Here is a 16,252-nt window from a genome sequence, read left to right on the forward strand (position 1 = left end):
ACTTACCTCAACCCCCCACCACCCATCCGCTAAATTGTTTCAAAACTTGACGCATTTGGATCCATCCACCATATTGATAGTTAGCAAACTAACTGTATGCGAACTATCCAGTGCCTCAATCCCTCGAACAACTCCAGATGAACCTCAGCAGCAGCATGGTGGTGGGTGCCCGTAACTGGCGCAAAATCTGCCAGACCACGCTGGTGAGCTATGGCATCTCCGAAGCCTGCGCCGTGCCGTTGTTGATGATCGGCCGCTTGGGCGATGGTGTGCATCAGGTCAAGGTCGCCCAGGCGTCGGGAATGGAAAGCCCGTCGCTGGTGCGCTTGCTCGACCGCCTGTGCACCGACGGTTATGTGTGCCGCACCGAAGACGTGCATGACCGTCGCGCCAAGGCGTTGAGCCTGACCGAGCGCGGCCGCGAGCTGGTGCAAGCGGTGGAAGTGCAACTGGTGCGCCTGCGTAAGGAAGTGCTGGCCGATATTCCCCACAGCGATATGGAAGCCGCGCTGCGTGTGCTGCGCGCCTTCGAGGCGGCCTCGCTTTGAACGGATTTTTTACCGGTTTCCCGCCCGCCCGTGATTGGTTCTACGGGGTGCGTACCTTTGCGGCCTCGATGATCGCGTTGTACATCGCCATGCTCATGCAAATGCCGCGTCCGTACTGGGCGATGGCCACGGTGTATATCGTTTCCAGCCCGTTTGTCGGCCCTACCAGTTCCAAGGCGTTGTACCGCGCCATCGGCACGTTCATGGGCGCGGCGGCGGCGGTGATTTTTGTGCCGATGTTTGTACAGTCACCTTACATGCTGGTGGTGGTGATTGCCTTGTGGACGGGCACGCTGTTGTTTCTGTCCATGCACCTGCGCACCGCCAACAACTACGCGCTGATGCTGGCCGGGTACACCTTGCCGCTGATCGCCTTGCCGGTGGTGGATAATCCGCTGGCGGTGTGGGATGTGGCCGAGGCGCGCACCGAAGAAATTTTCCTGGGTATCGCAGTGGCAGCGGTGGTCGGCGCGATGTTCTGGCCGCGCCGCCTGATGCCGGTGTTCGATGGCTCGGTGGCCAAGTGGTTTGCCGACGCTCAGGTCTATAGCCAACGCTTTCTGACGCGCAACGTTGAGCCTGAAGAAATCAGCACCCTGCGCGGCGGCATGGTGGCCACTTTCAACACCCTTGAATTGATGATCGGCCAGTTGCCCCATGAAGGCGCGCGGCCGCAGACGGTGCGCAACACCAAGGAACTGCGCGGGCGCATGATTCACCTGTTGCCGGTCATCGATGCGCTGGATGATGCCGTGTACGCCATCGAGCATCGCGCACCGGAGTTTCTTGATCAGCTCAAGCCTTTGTTGGAAGAGGCCAACGCCTGGCTGGAAAGCACCACCGAGCAAGCGCCCCTGGAACGCTGGCGCGTGCTGCGCGACAAGGTCGACGCCGCTCAACCCCAGGGCGAAGCGCTGGACGACCGGCACACGCTGCTGTTCTCCAACGCGCTCTACCGCCTCGCAGAGTGGATCGACCTGTGGCAAGACTGCCGCAGCCTGCAAGCCGCCATCCAGTGCGAAAGCCAGGACACCTGGCGCGCCGTCTACCGCCATTGGCGCCTGGGCCGGCTCACGCCGTTCCTCGACCGTGGCCTGATGTTCTACTCGGCCTTTTCGACGGTCACCGCGATCATCGTTGCCTCGGTGCTGTGGATCCTGCTCGGTTGGACCGACGGCGGCAGCGCGGTGATCCTGGCCGCCGTCGCCTGCAGTTTCTTTGCCTCGATGGACGACCCGGCGCCGCAGATCTACCGGTTCTTTTTCTGGACCGCCATGTCGGTGCTGTTCGCCAGTCTCTACCTGTTTTTGGTGCTGCCCAACCTGCATGATTTCCCGATGCTGGTGCTGGCGTTCGCCGTGCCGTTTATCTGCATTGGCACGCTCACCGTGCAGCCGCGTTTTTACCTGGGTATGTTGCTGACGCTGGTGAACACCTCGTCGTTCATCAGCATCCAGGGCGCCTATGACGCCGACTTCCTCAACTTCGCCAACGTCAACCTGGCGGGGCCGGTGGGCCTGCTGTTTGCCTTTGTGTGGACGCTGATCGCGCGGCCCTTCGGCGCAGAACTCGCGGCCAAGCGCCTGACGCGTTTCAGCTGGCGCGACATCGTCAGCCTCACCGAGCCCGCGACCCTGGCCGAACACCGGCACATGGCCGCGCAGATGCTCGACCGCCTGATGCAGCACCTGCCGCGCCTGGCCTTGATCAATCAGGACACCGGTACCGCCCTGCGCGATTTGCGCGTGGCGCTGAACCTGCTCGACCTGCTGGCGTACTCGCCGCGCATCCTCGGCGTGCCACGGGTGCTGCTCAACCAAGTCGTCGAAGGTGTAGGCGGTTACTTCAAAGCGTGCCTCAAGGCCGGTGAACGCTTGCCCGCGCCGAGCGGTCTGCTGATGACCCTGGACCGCACGCGCCGCGCCCTCAACGGTCAGGGCCTGCAAGACGAAGACGACACCCGCCTGCATCTGCTGCATGCGCTGGCGGGCTTGCGCCTGTCGCTGCTGCCGGGCGTGGAATTTATTGGCGGCACCGAGATGGAAGCGCCGCTACCTGATGGAGCGCCTTTATGATCGGTGATCTGGATATCAGCGGGGTGTTCCTGCCCACGCTGCTGGTGCTGATGGGCATTACGTACGTGCTGTTCCTGGTGGTGCACGGGTTGTTGACCCGTCTCCACTTCTATCGCCTGGTCTGGCACCGGGCATTATTCAATGTGGGGCTCTACGCGCTGTTGCTGGGCGCGGTGGACTCACTCAGTCGATACCTGATGACATGAAAAAACCTTTTTTGACCATCGGCCGTGTAGTCCTCACGCTGTTGATCGTGACGTTTGCGGTCGTCGTGGTGTGGCGCATGGTCATGTACTACATGTTTGCCCCGTGGACCCGTGACGGCCACATTCGTGCCGACATCGTGCAGATCGCGCCGGACGTGTCCGGGCTGATCCAGCGCGTGGACGTACGCGACAACCAGTTGGTGACCAAGGGCCAAGTGCTCTTTGCCGTCGACCAGGACCGCTTCAAGCTGGCGTTGCGCCAAGCCCAGGCCGCGGTGGCCGACCGCCAGGAAACCCTGGCCCAGGCCCAGCGCGAGTACAAACGTAACCGCGGTCTCGGCAACCTGGTGCCCAGCGAGCAACTGGAAGAAAGCCAGTCCCGCGTGGCCCGTGCCCAATCGGCCCTGGCCGAAGCCCAAGTGACGGTGGATTCCGCCCAGCTCAACCTTGACCGCTCCGTGATCCGCAGCCCCGTGGACGGTTACGTCAACGACCGGGCGCCGCGTACCCAGGAATTCGTCACCGCCGGGCGCCCGGTGTTGTCGGTGGTGGACAGCAACTCCTTCCATATCGATGGTTATTTCGAAGAGACCAAGCTCGACGGCATCCACGTCGGCATGGCGGTGGACATCCGTGTGATTGGTGACAACGCCCGCCTGCGCGGCCATGTGCAAAGCATCGTTGCCGGTATCGAAGACCGCGACCGCAGCAGCGGCTCCAACCTGCTGCCCAACGTCAACCCGGCGTTCAGCTGGGTACGCCTGGCCCAGCGGATTCCGGTGCGCATTGCCTTTGATGATGTGCCGGCGGACTTCCGCATGATCGCCGGGCGTACGGCCACCGTCTCGATCATCGGCGATAAGGTCAAAGACGGAGACCAGCCATGAAGCAGCTGTTGGCCACCGCCGCGCTGGGTGTGTTGCTGTCGGCCTGCCAGGCGGTGGGCCCGGATTACTCGCTGCCGGATAAAGCCGCGGTCAATCGTGGCGACCTGCAAGGGACGATCGCGGGTGAGGGCAACAACGTGGTGTCGGCGCCGGTGCCGGCGGATTGGTGGCGGTTGTACAAGGACCCGCGCCTGGATGAGCTGGTGCGTCAGGCGATGGCCTCCAACACGGATCTGCGCGTCGCCGCCGCCAACCTGCAACGCTCGCGGTACCAGGTGCAGCAGGCCGAATCCGCTGGCGGCTGGAGTGCTGGTGCCAAGGCCGAGGCCCAACGCCTGCAGGAATCGGGCGAGGCATTTTTGCTCGCGGACAAGGTGCCGGTCGCCAATATCGGCAGTGTCGGTATCAGCACCTCCTATCAGTTCGACCTGTTCGGCACCTTGCAACGCGGCATCGAAAGCGCCCAGGCCAGTGCCGACGCCGCGCAAGCTGCGGCGGATATCGCGCGTATCACCCTGGTGGCCGACGTGGTGCGTTCCTACACCCAGGTGTGCGCCGCCAACGAAGAAAAGGCTATCGCCCAGCATTCGCTCGACCTGCAAGCCGAAGGCACACGCCTGACCCAGCGCCTGCGTGACGCCGGCCGTGGCGACGAAACCCAGGTCACCCGTTCGCAAACCCAATTCAAGTCCTTGCGCGCCGATATGCCGCGTTATGACGCCGCGCGCCAGGCCGGGCTGTTTCGCTTGTCGATGTTGCTGGCCAAACCGGTGGACCAATTGCCCGCCGGCACCAGCAGTTGCGCCGAGTTACCGCATATCGCCCAATTGTTGCCGGTGGGGGATGGCGCCGCCTTGCTCAAGCGCCGTCCCGATGTGCGCCAGGCCGAGCGCCAACTGGCCGCTGCTACGGCGCGGATCGGCGTGGCCACCGGCGCGTTGTACCCAGACATCAGCATCGGCGCCACGGTCGGTACGGTGGGTATCCTCGACAACCTTGGCGAGCCCGCCACCAACCGCTGGGGCTTTGGCCCGCTGATCAGTTGGACGGTGCCGACCAACGGCGCCCGAGCCCGTATCCATGAAGCCGAAGCCGCGACCCAGGGCGCCCTGGCGCACTTCGATGGGGTGGTGCTCAACGCCATTCGTGAGACCCAGACCGGGCTGGCGCAATACACCGCGTTGCTGCAACGGCGCGATGCGCTGGCCGAAGCCGAAGCTTCGTCGGAAGAAGCCGCCGACCAAACACACCGCTTCTACCAGGCGGGCCGCGCTTCGTTCCTGGCCGATCTGCAAGCCACCGGCACCCACACCAGCATGCGCGCCCAACTGGCCGCCGCCAACACACAGGTTGCCATGAGCCAGATCGATCTGTTCCTGGCCCTGGGCGGCGGTTGGGAAAGCGGACGAACGCAACCTGCGCCGGCCAGCAAACCCTGAGCAAATAGCTATGCTTTGACAGGCGGATCGCCGTGACGATTCGCCTGACACTGCTCGCGTTTGCTCATGGGGATTCCAATAATGAAAAACCCTTATGCTCCCGCTTTCTGGTGCGTGCTCTTCGCACTGGTGCTGTTATCGGCTGCTTATTTCTACGGCGTCATGCTGGCTCACCAACTCGATAAGGCGATGGTGTTTCTCGACAGCGCCTGCCTGGTGATCGGCACCCTGTCCATCGGCGTCGTGGCCTGGGCCTCCTACCAGAACCAGCGGGTGAAGAAAAAACTCCTCGAACAAGGCAAGACCCGCGTGGCGATCTGGGACACCAAGGTCGCGTTGCGCCGCGTTGAGACCGTGTTCGACCGCTACTTCTGGGGCAGCTACTGGCAACCGGGTCGCACCTTCCAGGAAGTCATGGGCGACCTGACCGGCACGCCCCTGGAAAAAAGCCTCGAAGTCCTGAAGAAACAGTGCGTGGCACTCGATCAGCAAGTCGCCGACGGTAGGCACTGGCTGAATAACGCGCGGGAATTGTCCGACGTGGCCACGCAAATGGCCCGCGAGCGCTACCAACTGGATTTCTGCGACCCCAAGGCCGACACCCCCGGCAATGCCGTGATACACCGCGAGTTTGAGGTGCTGGTGTACACCTGGACGGCACGCCTGAAGAGTTTCGACCACCAGTTGGATGAAATTGAGCTGGAGTATTCCTGAACTAGTGCTGATCTGATCCCTCTGAAAAGCTGGGCCGTTCGCGGCCGCCAGTGCTAATCTTCCCCCGTTTTCGGCGGGCTTGAGCCAATCCCCCTCGGGGTTCAAGGAAGACAGCCCACTTCTCACAGGATTTGATCAGGTCACTTCATGAATAAGCCAGCCGTAGTTCTTTTGGGTTTCGTTGTCGCCGTCGGCGTCGTCAGTGCAGGCGGTGCCTGGTACACCGGTAAGCAGCTGGAACCGGTGCTGCAAACGGCGGTGCAGGACGCCAACAAGGAACTGCAACGTTCCATGGCCGGCGTCGACGGCACCGTTGCCCTGGAGCTGGTGTCCCTGGACCGTGGCCTGTTCAGCAGCACCGCGCACTATCGCCTCAAGGGCCAGGGCTCGTTCTTCGGCGAGCAGAACCCGAACCCCGAGCTGCTGTTTGTCGACCATATCGAACACGGCCCGTTGCCGTTCTCGCGCCTGGTGTCGCTGAAGTGGCTGCCGGTCATGGCCACCAGTCACTATGAGCTGGAAAAAAACGCCACCACCGAAAAATGGTTCGCCGCCGCCAAAGACGTGTCGCCGCTCAAAGGCGTGGCCAATATCGGCTACAGCCGTTCGGTCACCGGCAACCTCGAATTGCTGCCGCTGGAGTTCAAGGACGAGACTTCCTCGGTAAGCTTCTCCGGTCTGAACCTGGATTTCGACAGCACCGCCGAAGGCAAGAAGGTCAAGGTGGATGGCTACATGAACAGCCTCAAGCTGGACGTAGTCGATGCCAATGGCGCGCCATTCAACGCCGAGCTCGCCGGCCTGACCGTGGCCAGCAACCTGGAAAAATCCACCTTCGGCTTCTACACCGGGCAGAACACCGTAGAACTGAGCGATACCAAGCTCACCTTCGGCCCGCAGAAAGCCGTGCTGACCCTCAAGGGCTTCGAGCAGAAAGACACCAGCGAAATCACGGACAACAACATGTCCGGCCGTGTCGACTACAAGATCGACGAGATTGGCTACCAGGGCAAACCCGTGGGCTCTGCCGCCATGGCCCTGAGCTTGAAGAACATCGACGTACCGTCTGGCCTGGTGCTGACCAAGCTGTATCAGGACAAGATGCAGCCGGTGCAAGCCGCTGCCGCCGCCGGCCAACCGGTGCCTGAGCTGCAACTGACCGAAGCCGAGCAGACCCTGGCAGAAGCCAACGTCAATCAGTTGCTGGCTGCCAAGCCGCATCTGGCGCTGGAAAACCTGTCGCTGAAAACCACCCACGGCGAAAGCAAATTCAACCTGGTGCTGGACCTGGCCAAGCCAACCTCCATGGAACTGCCTCCGGTTGAGTTGGGCAAGCAAATGGTCTCGTTGCTGGACGCCAATCTGACCCTGTCCAAGCCAATGATCGCTGACGTTGCCGCCCTGCAAGCGCAGGTCGGTGGTGTGACCGATCCTAAAGCCATCGAGCAGCAATCCCAGATGGCCAGCGAGATGGTCAGCGGTATGGCCGTGGGTACGCAACTGGCAACCCTGGTCGGCAGCGACGTCGTGTCCAAGCTGCACTATGCCAACAATGAAGTGACCTTCAATGGCCAGAAAATGACCGTCGAGCAATTCATCGGTTTTGTGATGGCCAAGGTCGGTGCGGTCAGCGGCGCGCAGTAACGGTTTCGCCATCGCCCAGAAATAATTAATGGGGGAGCGGGGTTGCCCGCGATAGGGGTCAAAAGGTCGACGTTCATGTCGATTAGCCACCCTTCATCGCAGGCAAGCCCGCTCCCCCATTGGTATTTCAGATTTGCCGGGCAATTCTGAACAATTGTTATGAGTTGTCCTTTTTCATAGGCGCGTCGGAGATAGTTCATACAGGAAAGCTAGGTCGGGTCACGAGACGCCGACGCCCTGATGCAAATTGCTCAGGACCACCTATCGTTACAGCTTTCCGTGTGTAAGGAAGCTCACGATATGCTGCGAAACCTCCCACTCAGTGCCTCAGGCCGGTTACGGCTGCTCATCGGGGTAACCTTGTGCAGCCAGTTGCTGATGCCCACCTTTGCCATGGCCGACCCGGCTTATGACGCCCTGATCATCCAGGCGCGCAACGGCAACTTCACCCCCGCCCTGACTCAACTGCGCCAATTGCCTGCCGAGCGCCAGACGCCAGGCCAGATCAGTGATCACCTGGTGATCGCCGGTTGGGCCGGCCAGGATGCGGAGGTGCTCAAGGTGTACGAGGCACAGGGTCAGAACCGCAACCTGACCGCCCAGGCGCTGGCCACGGTCGCGCGGACTTATCGCAACCAAAAGCAGTGGGCACAGGCCGAGGCGGTCTATCGCAAGGCGCTGTTGCGTGAGCCGAACAATGTCGACCTGCAACTGGGCCTGGCCCTTACCCAGGCTGACGGCGGCAAGGCCAGCGAAGCGGTGCAACGCGCTCGCGCGCTGGTGGCTGCCAAACCGGATGATCCGAATCGACGCATGGCCCTGGGCTATGCGCTGACCCGCGCGGGCTTGCAGTACGACGCGCTGCACGAATTCGACCAGGCGTTTGTCCGCGCAGGCGACAAGCCGGAAGTAGCCCGCGAATACGTCGTTGCCTTGCAAAAGGCGCGTCTGCCCGAGCCTGCACTGCGCCTGTCCGCCCAGCGTCCCGGCCTTGTCGATCCGGTGACCCAACGTCGCCTGGAAGGTGACCTGGCCGCCGAGCGCGTGCGCATGGCCGAGTTCGCCACGCGTACCGAGAAAGAACGCTATGTCATCGCCGATCGCGCGTTGCAGGGTTATGACCAGCTCCTCACCCGCTGGACCCCGGACCCCACGGCCAAAGACGACGTGGTGCGCTGGCGCATCGACCGCCTGGGTGCGCTCAAGGCTCGGGCACGCACCGCCGAGGTGATCCGCGAATACGAAACCCTCCAGGCCGAAGGTGTGCAGTTGCCCACCTATGCAGTGCGTTGGGTGGCTGCGTCCTACCTCGACCAGCGCCTGCCGGAAAAGGCGGCGCCGTTGTATCGCCAAGCACTGAGCGCGCCCGACGCGGACGTGGGCGACCGCGTTGAAGACAGCACCGCTTTGTTCTACGCCTTGCTCGAAAACGACCAGGTGGATGAAGCGCGGGCGGTTGCCAAGAACCTGGCCGACAACCAGAAACCGCGTGTTGAACTCAAGGGGCTGCCGATCGGCAACCCTAACGATGAATGGATGGACGCCCAACAATTGGCCGCCCAGGCCGGCACCTATGGTTCCGATCTGCCGTCCAGTGAGAAGGCGCTTGAAGAACTGGTCGGCAAGGCCCCAGGCAGCATCGGTCTGCGCCTGGCGCAAGCCGAGATGTATCGCGCCCGCGACTGGCCACGCCGCGCCGAGCGTTCACTCAAGGAAACCGAAGCGCAAAGTCCGCGTGACATCGGTCTGGAGATGTCCCAAGGCTTTACGGCGTTGGACCTTCAGGAATGGCGTCAACTCGACATCCTCACCGACGACGTGGTGGCCCGTAACCCGGACAACCGCCAGGTGCAGCGCTTGCAACGCCTGCGCGATGTACACGACATGGCCGAGCTGCGGGTCGAGGCCTACACCGGCAAAAGCTTCGGCGGCGGCAACAACGGCGATGCCGGTGCCGTCTCGGGTAGTCGCGACTGGGGCATTGAAAGCCGCATCTACACGCCGCCCATCGATGAGGATTGGCGCGTGTTCGCCGGTGCCGGCTATGCCACTGCCGACTTTGAAGAGGGCACTGGCCATCACCGTTGGCAAGTGGTCGGCGTAGAGCGCCGGACCCGCGACATGACCATTGAAGCCGAGGTCTCCAACCACTCCTACGGCGATGGCTCCAAACAAGGCGCCGCCGTGTCGATTGCCCGCGACATCAACGATAACTGGCAGTACGGCGGAAGCCTCGGCTACCTGCTGTCCACCACGCCATTGCGGGCATTGAATGACGGGATCACGGCCAACGGCGGCAGCGGTTTCATCCGCTGGCGCGGCAACGAAAGCCGCGAGTGGAAACTGACCCTCAGCCCGTCCCATTTCAGTGACGGCAACGACCGCTTCGAAGCGTTGCTCAGCGGCCGCGAAGGCCTCTACAGCTCGCCGAAAGTGCAAGTGGACCTGGGCCTGGAAGTCGGCGCCAGCCGCAACAGCAAGGAAGACACGGTCTACTTCAACCCGAAGTCAGACTTCACCGTGTTGCCTGTGCTCAATATCAACCATGTGCTCTATCACCGCTACGAGACCCAGTGGAGTCAGCAGTTCCAGGTCGGTGCGGGTACGTATAGCCAGCAGGATTATTCCACCGGTGGCATTGGTCTGGTGGGCTACGGCCAACGCTATCGCTGGAACGATGTGCTGGAAGCCGGCGCCAACCTGAGCCTGATCAGCCGACCTTACGACGGTGATCGCGAACGCGATCTGCGTCTGCTCGTCGACCTCACTTACCGTTTCTAGAAGAGCCTGACCATGACCGTCCTCAGCCGTTGCTTGTTGATTCTGGGCGTAATGCTGGCCAGTGCCTGTGCCCAGCAACCCGCGCCTTTCACTCCACCCGCCGAGCGGCCGACACCGGCCAACGAAGCGCCGTGGCCGAAAAACCATTTCCTGGGCATTGCCTACCACGACGTCGAGGATCGCGACCCCGATCAGGCGGTGGTGGCGGTGCGCACCGAGCGTTTGATCGAACAGTTGGCCTGGCTGCGCGAGAACGGCTACAAGGCGGTCAGCGTCGACCAGATCCTGGCGGCCCGCAACGGTGGGCCTGAGTTGCCGCCCAAAGCGATCATGCTCAGTTTCGACGATGGCTATTCCAGCTTCTATACCCGCGTAATGCCGATCCTGCGTGCCTATCGCTGGCCGGCCCTGCTGGCGCCAGTGGGCTACTGGATCGACACGCCGATGAACCAACCGGTGGACTTCGCCGGCCAGCCACGGCCGCGTGGCGAGTTCCTGACCTGGCAGCAGATCCGCGAAGTGTCTCAATCGGGCCTGGTGGAAATCGCTGCGCACACCGACAACAACCACAAGGGCATCCTGGCCAACCCCCAGGGCAACCTGGAGCCGGCAGCGACCTCGCTGCGTTTTGATCCGGCCACCGGGCGCTATGAAAGTCAGGCGCAGTTCGATGCGCGGATGCGTGCCGATGTGGTGGCGATCTCCAACAAGATCCAAAGCGTCACCGGCAAGAAACCACGGGTGTGGGTGTGGCCTTACGGTGCCGCCAAAGGCACCTCGCTGGCGATCATTGGCGAGCAGGGCTACCAGATGGCCCTGACCCTGGAAGATGGCCTCGACAGCTCCAGTGACCTGATGAACAGCCCACGCTTCCTGGTCGCCTCCGACCCGGATGGCGAGCATTTCGCCAACAGCATGGTCGCGGTGCAAACCAAGGCGCCGATGCGCGTGTTGCATGTGGACCTGGATAACGTCTACGACCCGGACCCGGCCCAACAGGCGCGCAACCTCGACCAGCTTGTGCAACGGGTGGTGGACATGGGCGCGGGAACCGTGTTCCTGCAAGCCTTCGCCGATCCCAAGGGTGACGGCCTGGTGCATTCGGTGTACTTCCCCAACCGCCACTTGCCGGTACGCGCCGACCTGTTCAACCGCGTCTCCTGGCAGTTGCACACCCGTGCCCATGCCAGCGTGTATGCGTGGATGCCAGTGCTCAGTTTCGCCCTTGATCCCAAGCTGCCCCGCGTGACGCGCTGGGACCCGAAAACCGGCCAGGTCGGCCTCGACCCGGACCAGTACAAACGCTTGTCGCCGTTCGACCCGCAGGTGCGCAAGATTATCGGTGAGATCTACGAGGACCTGGCGCGCAACAACGCCATCGACGGCGTGCTGTACCACGACGATGCGGTGTTCAACGATTTCGAAGATGCCAGCCCCGCCGCGCTCAAGGCCTATGCCGCTGCGGGCCTGCCGGACACCATTGAGGCGCTGCGTGCCGATCCGGCGGTGATGCAACGCTGGACCCGCTTCAAGAGCCGCTACCTGATCGACTTCACCAAGGAGCTGACTGCCAAGGTCCGCGCCATCGGTGGGCCGCAAATACTGACCGCGCGCAATATCTTCGCCGAGCCGATGCTCAACCCCGGCAGCGAAGCCTGGTTTGCGCAGAACCTGGATGATTTCCTGCAGACCTACGACTGGACCGCGCCCATGGCCATGCCGTTGATGGAAGGCCAGGAGTACAGCAACTCCAATGCCTGGCTGGAGAAGCTGGTCGCCACGGTCAAGGCGCGCCCCGGTGCCATGGAGCGCACCGTGTTCGAACTGCAAGCCAAAGACTGGCGCACCAAGGCCGCGCCGGATATCGACAGCGCGCAGATGGCTGAATGGATGGGTGTACTCAAGCGCCAGGGGGTCACGAGTTTTGGCTACTACCCGGACAACTTCCTGGAAAACTCCCCGGACCTGAAGACAGTGCGTCCGGCCCTTTCCAACCAATGGAACCCTTGACCATGTTCGATAGAATCCTGGCTTTATTCGTGCTGGCATTGGTATTGGGTGTGCCCCTGGGCCTGATCTTCCTGGTCACTGGGCAGTTCCTGATGGACTTTGTGTTTTTCTACCCGCTGTTCATGTCGGCGCTGTGGATCGCAGGCGGCCTGTATTTCTGGCTGCACTGGGAGCGCCACTGGCCCTGGAAAGAAGATACCCCGGCCCCCGAGCTGGCCGGCAGCCCACTGATCTCGATCATCATCCCTTGCTACAACGAAGGGGATAACGCCGCCGACACCATGCATGCCGCACTGGGTCAGGTGTATCCGAACATCGAAGTGATCGCGGTCAACGACGGCTCGACAGACAACACCGCCGCAGTGCTCGATGCGTTGGCACTGGAGCACCCGCGTCTGCGCGTGCTGCACCTGGCGCAGAACCAGGGCAAGGCAGTGGCCTTGCGCATGGGCGCCGTGGCGGCACGCAGTGAATACCTGGTGTGCATCGATGGCGATGCGTTGCTGGATAAAAACGCGGCGGCCTATATGGTGGCGCCAATGCTGGATAACCCGCGCCTGGGGGCGGTGACCGGCAACCCGCGTATCCGCACACGCTCGACCCTGATCGGCCGCGTGCAGGTCGGTGAGTTCTCTTCGATCATCGGCTTGATCAAGCGCACGCAACGGGTGTTTGGTCGGATCTTCACGGTGTCGGGGGTGGTGGTCGCGTTCCGTAAAAAGGCGCTGGACCGCATCGACTACTGGAGCACCGACATGATCACCGAGGACATCGATGTCAGTTGGAAGCTGCAACTCGATCACTGGAGCATCTTCTACGAGCCCCGTGCCCTGTGCTGGATCCTGATGCCCGAGACGGTCGGCGGCCTGTGGAAGCAACGCTTGCGTTGGGCCCAGGGTGGCGCTGAGGTGCTGTTCAAGAATATCCGGGGTATCTGGCAATGGCGTCATCGCTACCTGTGGCCGCTGTTGTTCGAATACTGCCTGTCCACCGGTTGGGCGTTTACCTTCCTGTTGTCGGTGATCTTCTACGTGCTGGGCAAGTTCATGGTGTTGCCACCGGCGATCACGGTGGACTCCCTGGTTCCGCCCGCGTTTACCGGCCTGGTACTGGCCATGGTGTGCCTGTTGCAGTTCGCGGTGAGCATCATGATCGACCGCCGCTACGAGAAGGATCTGTGGAAGACCCTGTTCTGGACCGTGTGGTACCCGATGGTGTTCTGGCTGGTCAGCCTGTTCACCACCCTGGTCAGCTTCCCCAAGGTGCTGTTCAACCAGCACCAGAAGCGGGCGCGCTGGGTCAGCCCGGATCGCGGCATCAAACCTACTGAAGAGGAGGCGTGATCATGAAACTGGTGAGAACCCGCCAACGTAAGGTGATGTGGATCATCGATGTGCTGCTGACCCTGATGGCCTGGGCCGGTTTGATCTGGCTGTTGGCCCGTGGGATCAACTCGATGCTGGAGACCCACGGTGGGCCGCGTATCCAGGCGCCGATCTTTGCTGCACTCAATACCTTGCAGGTGTACCTGTGGATTGCGTTGTTCAACGCCGTGATCCTGGTCACCTGGGCGCGCTACCAGCAACGTAAAGGGCGCAAGTTTGCCCAGCGTCGCGCCGAGGCCAAGGCGCTCACCGACAAGAACCTGAGCGAGAGCTTCAGTCTGGGCGAAGGTGACTTGGAGCAACTGCGTCGGCCTGGGGTGCTGGTGATCCACAACGATGAGGAAGGCGGTGTGGCGCAGGTCAAATCCCATGTTTCCCGTGATGTGGAAAAACCCGGGCTGACCCTGGTGCCCGGCAAGGACCAGAGCAAAGACGCCAGCTGAGACGGTGCTGGAAGATCGTTCCCATGCAACGTGGGAACGATCCGGTTTAATCCCGACAAATGGGATCCAATTCACAAAACCTTCGCGAACTTTTCTGCTTTTTCCGGTACTAACCTATCTCGGTAATAACTTGATGGCCAACTAATGGCAATTTATAAGTTATCCGACGAATCGCGATCAATAGTGCTGCCGCTTGTCGGAATAATATTTCCAGTGACAGGCTATGTATCTTTTTGATTATTTTTTGTTGTTATTAATCAACAGCTTGCATGATTAGCTAGTACAAGTGTCCAACTAACTGTTCTTTTTGAGTTGGCGCAAGTTCGATGTTAGTTTGCCGGCCCTTGATTTTCGATGGATCGAACATGTCTTCGTTACTGCCACGGACTCGGTATCTGCTGTGCACTTTCCTGCTCGCCTATTTGAGCCTGAACAGCGCCACGGCCGCTCCTACGCCAGGGGATCAAGACCTGATCCGCGACCGCCAGAACCGTCTCCTCGAAGAGCAGCGCCGGCGCTTGGAAGAACTTCAGGACCTGCCCGGCAAAGACGCCAAGCCCCCAGCCCCGGCGCTGCCGGCGGATACCCGTTGCTTTCCCATCCAGGACATTGAACTCAAGGGCGCTGACAGCCTTTCCGCAACTGACCGCACACGCCTGCTCAAACCCTACATCGGCCAGTGCCTGGGCGTGGCGCAGCTTAATGAGTTGCTCAAGGTCATCACCGACTATTACATCGCCAAGGGCCGGGTCACCAGTCGCGCGTACTTGCCGCAACAGGACCTCTCCAGCGGTCATCTGCAAGTGCTGGTGGTCGAAGGCAAACTCGAAGGCTTGAAGGGCGCCGAGGGCAGCAGTGTGACCGATCGCGAATTGGCCATGGCGTTTCCTGGCAAGGTAGGCGAAGCCCTCAACCTGCGCGAAGTCGAACAACTGGTGGACCAACTCAGCCGCTTGCCCTCCAAGCAGGCGCAGATGGAACTGACCCCTGGCAGCCAAATCGGCGGCAGTGAAGTACGGGTCAAGAACACGCCACAAAAGCCCTGGCGCGCCAGCCTGTCACGCAACAACGACGGCCAGAAAAGTACCGGCGAACAGCAATGGGGCGCGGGCCTGGAATGGGACAGCCCGTTAGGCCTGGCCGATCAGCTGATTCTGCGCGGTGGCCACGATGCCATGAGCGACCACCAGAAAACCTCGAAAAGCAGCATGTTCTATTACAACCTGCCGTGGGGCTGGTGGAACTTCAGCTACAGCTACAGCGAGAGTGAATACCGCACCTTCGGCAGGGTCGATGACTTCAAGTTCAAGCAGAACGGCGACAGCCAGAACCACCAACTGCGCGCCGAACGCGTGATCCATCGTGACGATGTGAGCAAGACCTCGGTCAACGTCGGCCTGACGCACCTGCGCACCAACAACTACGTGCTCGACGCACGCCTGCCGACTAGCAGCAACCGCCTCAGCGAGTTCCAGGTCGGCCTCACCCACGGGCGGCGTATCGGCAATGCCTTCGTCAACCTGGATGTGGGCATGCAAAACGGTATCGGCGCGTTTGACGCGCAAAGCAATCGGCAAGAGCGAGACGCCCAGGGCAACCTCACGGCGACGCCGCGCTATCGCAAATACACCGCCACCATGAGCTACCTGCAGCCCTTTACGTTGTGGGGTGAGTCGCTGAGTTTTTCCAGTCTCGCCACCGGGCAACGCAGTGAAGACGTCCTGTATTCACCGCAACGCATGAGCCTGGGGGGCTCCTACTCGGTGCGCGGTTTCAAGGACCAGCAACTGAACGGTGACAGCGGTGGCTACTGGCGCAACGAAGTGCGCTGGGCGCGACCGGTCACCCTGGACTGGATGCGTCCGGCCTTCGCCGAATACGGCGCCAGCGTCGGTTATGACCAGGGCGTGATTCGCAACGATCGCTACAACGATGACGAGCACGGGCGGGTATCGAGCAATTCCGTCGAGCTGTTCGCCCGCGGCAAATACGTCAGCACCAGCGTGACGTTTGCCCATTCCCTGGAACGACCTGGGGTGGTGACCGAGCGCGAAGCGCCGATCTATTTCCGCCTGGATTTGTTCCTGTAATTCAACGCCGCTGCCTTGAGATTTAAGAAT

12 protein-coding genes are annotated in these 16,252 nt (G+C 61.6%); all 12 read left to right on the forward strand.

The features are described from left to right. Nucleotides 1-137 precede the first annotated feature (137 nt). The 12 genes from HX812_RS19940 to HX812_RS19995 all read left to right on the forward strand — a co-directional run bounded on the left by HX812_RS19940 (nucleotide 138) and on the right by HX812_RS19995 (nucleotide 16,222). Nucleotides 138-548, forward strand: a complete 411-nt coding sequence (locus tag HX812_RS19940) for a MarR family winged helix-turn-helix transcriptional regulator (protein WP_033900120.1) — start codon at nucleotides 138-140, stop codon at nucleotides 546-548. Then, complete coding sequence (locus HX812_RS19945; RefSeq protein ID WP_038842427.1) at nucleotides 545-2,623, forward strand: FUSC family protein; 2,079 nt, start codon at nucleotides 545-547, stop codon at nucleotides 2,621-2,623. Before HX812_RS19940 ends, HX812_RS19945 begins: the two co-directional genes overlap by 4 nt. Then, nucleotides 2,620-2,829 carry a DUF1656 domain-containing protein gene (locus HX812_RS19950; protein ID WP_010214247.1) on the forward strand — a complete coding sequence of 70 codons (210 nt, stop codon included), beginning with the start codon at nucleotides 2,620-2,622 and terminating at the stop codon, nucleotides 2,827-2,829. The genes HX812_RS19945 and HX812_RS19950 overlap by 4 nt, the downstream gene beginning before the upstream one ends. After that, entirely contained in the window at nucleotides 2,826-3,716 is an 891-nt protein-coding gene (locus HX812_RS19955; protein WP_038842430.1) for an efflux RND transporter periplasmic adaptor subunit, read from the forward strand. The genes HX812_RS19950 and HX812_RS19955 overlap by 4 nt, the downstream gene beginning before the upstream one ends. Continuing rightward, nucleotides 3,713-5,155: an efflux transporter outer membrane subunit gene (locus HX812_RS19960; RefSeq protein WP_038842433.1), complete on the forward strand. Its 1,443-nt coding sequence runs from the start codon at nucleotides 3,713-3,715 to the stop codon at nucleotides 5,153-5,155. The genes HX812_RS19955 and HX812_RS19960 overlap by 4 nt, the downstream gene beginning before the upstream one ends. Before the next feature lie 81 nt (nucleotides 5,156-5,236). Next, nucleotides 5,237-5,869, forward strand: a complete 633-nt coding sequence (locus tag HX812_RS19965; protein ID WP_033900124.1) for a hypothetical protein — start codon at nucleotides 5,237-5,239, stop codon at nucleotides 5,867-5,869. 147 nt (nucleotides 5,870-6,016) lie between these two features. Further along, on the forward strand, nucleotides 6,017-7,513 hold the full coding sequence (locus HX812_RS19970; RefSeq protein WP_038842436.1) for a YdgA family protein: 1,497 nt from the start codon (nucleotides 6,017-6,019) through the stop codon (nucleotides 7,511-7,513). 300 nt (nucleotides 7,514-7,813) lie between these two features. Further along, on the forward strand, nucleotides 7,814-10,294 hold the full coding sequence (pgaA, locus tag HX812_RS19975) for a poly-beta-1,6 N-acetyl-D-glucosamine export porin PgaA (protein WP_038842439.1): 2,481 nt from the start codon (nucleotides 7,814-7,816) through the stop codon (nucleotides 10,292-10,294). Nucleotides 10,295-10,306: 12 nt separating this feature from the next. Beyond that, on the forward strand, nucleotides 10,307-12,304 hold the full coding sequence (gene pgaB, locus HX812_RS19980; RefSeq protein ID WP_038842440.1) for a poly-beta-1,6-N-acetyl-D-glucosamine N-deacetylase PgaB: 1,998 nt from the start codon (nucleotides 10,307-10,309) through the stop codon (nucleotides 12,302-12,304). 2 nt (nucleotides 12,305-12,306) lie between these two features. Next, a complete protein-coding gene (gene pgaC / locus HX812_RS19985; RefSeq protein ID WP_038842442.1) occupies nucleotides 12,307-13,647 on the forward strand; it encodes a poly-beta-1,6-N-acetyl-D-glucosamine synthase in 1,341 nt (446 codons plus the stop codon). 2 nt (nucleotides 13,648-13,649) lie between these two features. Continuing rightward, nucleotides 13,650-14,132 (forward strand): poly-beta-1,6-N-acetyl-D-glucosamine biosynthesis protein PgaD, encoded by a 483-nt coding sequence (gene pgaD, locus HX812_RS19990; protein ID WP_038842444.1) that lies wholly within the window; start codon nucleotides 13,650-13,652, stop codon nucleotides 14,130-14,132. Between the two features lie 365 nt (nucleotides 14,133-14,497). After that, complete coding sequence (locus HX812_RS19995; protein WP_038842446.1) at nucleotides 14,498-16,222, forward strand: ShlB/FhaC/HecB family hemolysin secretion/activation protein; 1,725 nt, start codon at nucleotides 14,498-14,500, stop codon at nucleotides 16,220-16,222. Nucleotides 16,223-16,252 lie beyond the last annotated feature (30 nt).

This window comes from Pseudomonas sp. IPO3749, from assembly GCF_013386605.1.
In the GTDB taxonomy this organism is placed as follows: Bacteria; Pseudomonadota; Gammaproteobacteria; order Pseudomonadales; family Pseudomonadaceae; genus Aquipseudomonas; species Aquipseudomonas azotoformans_A.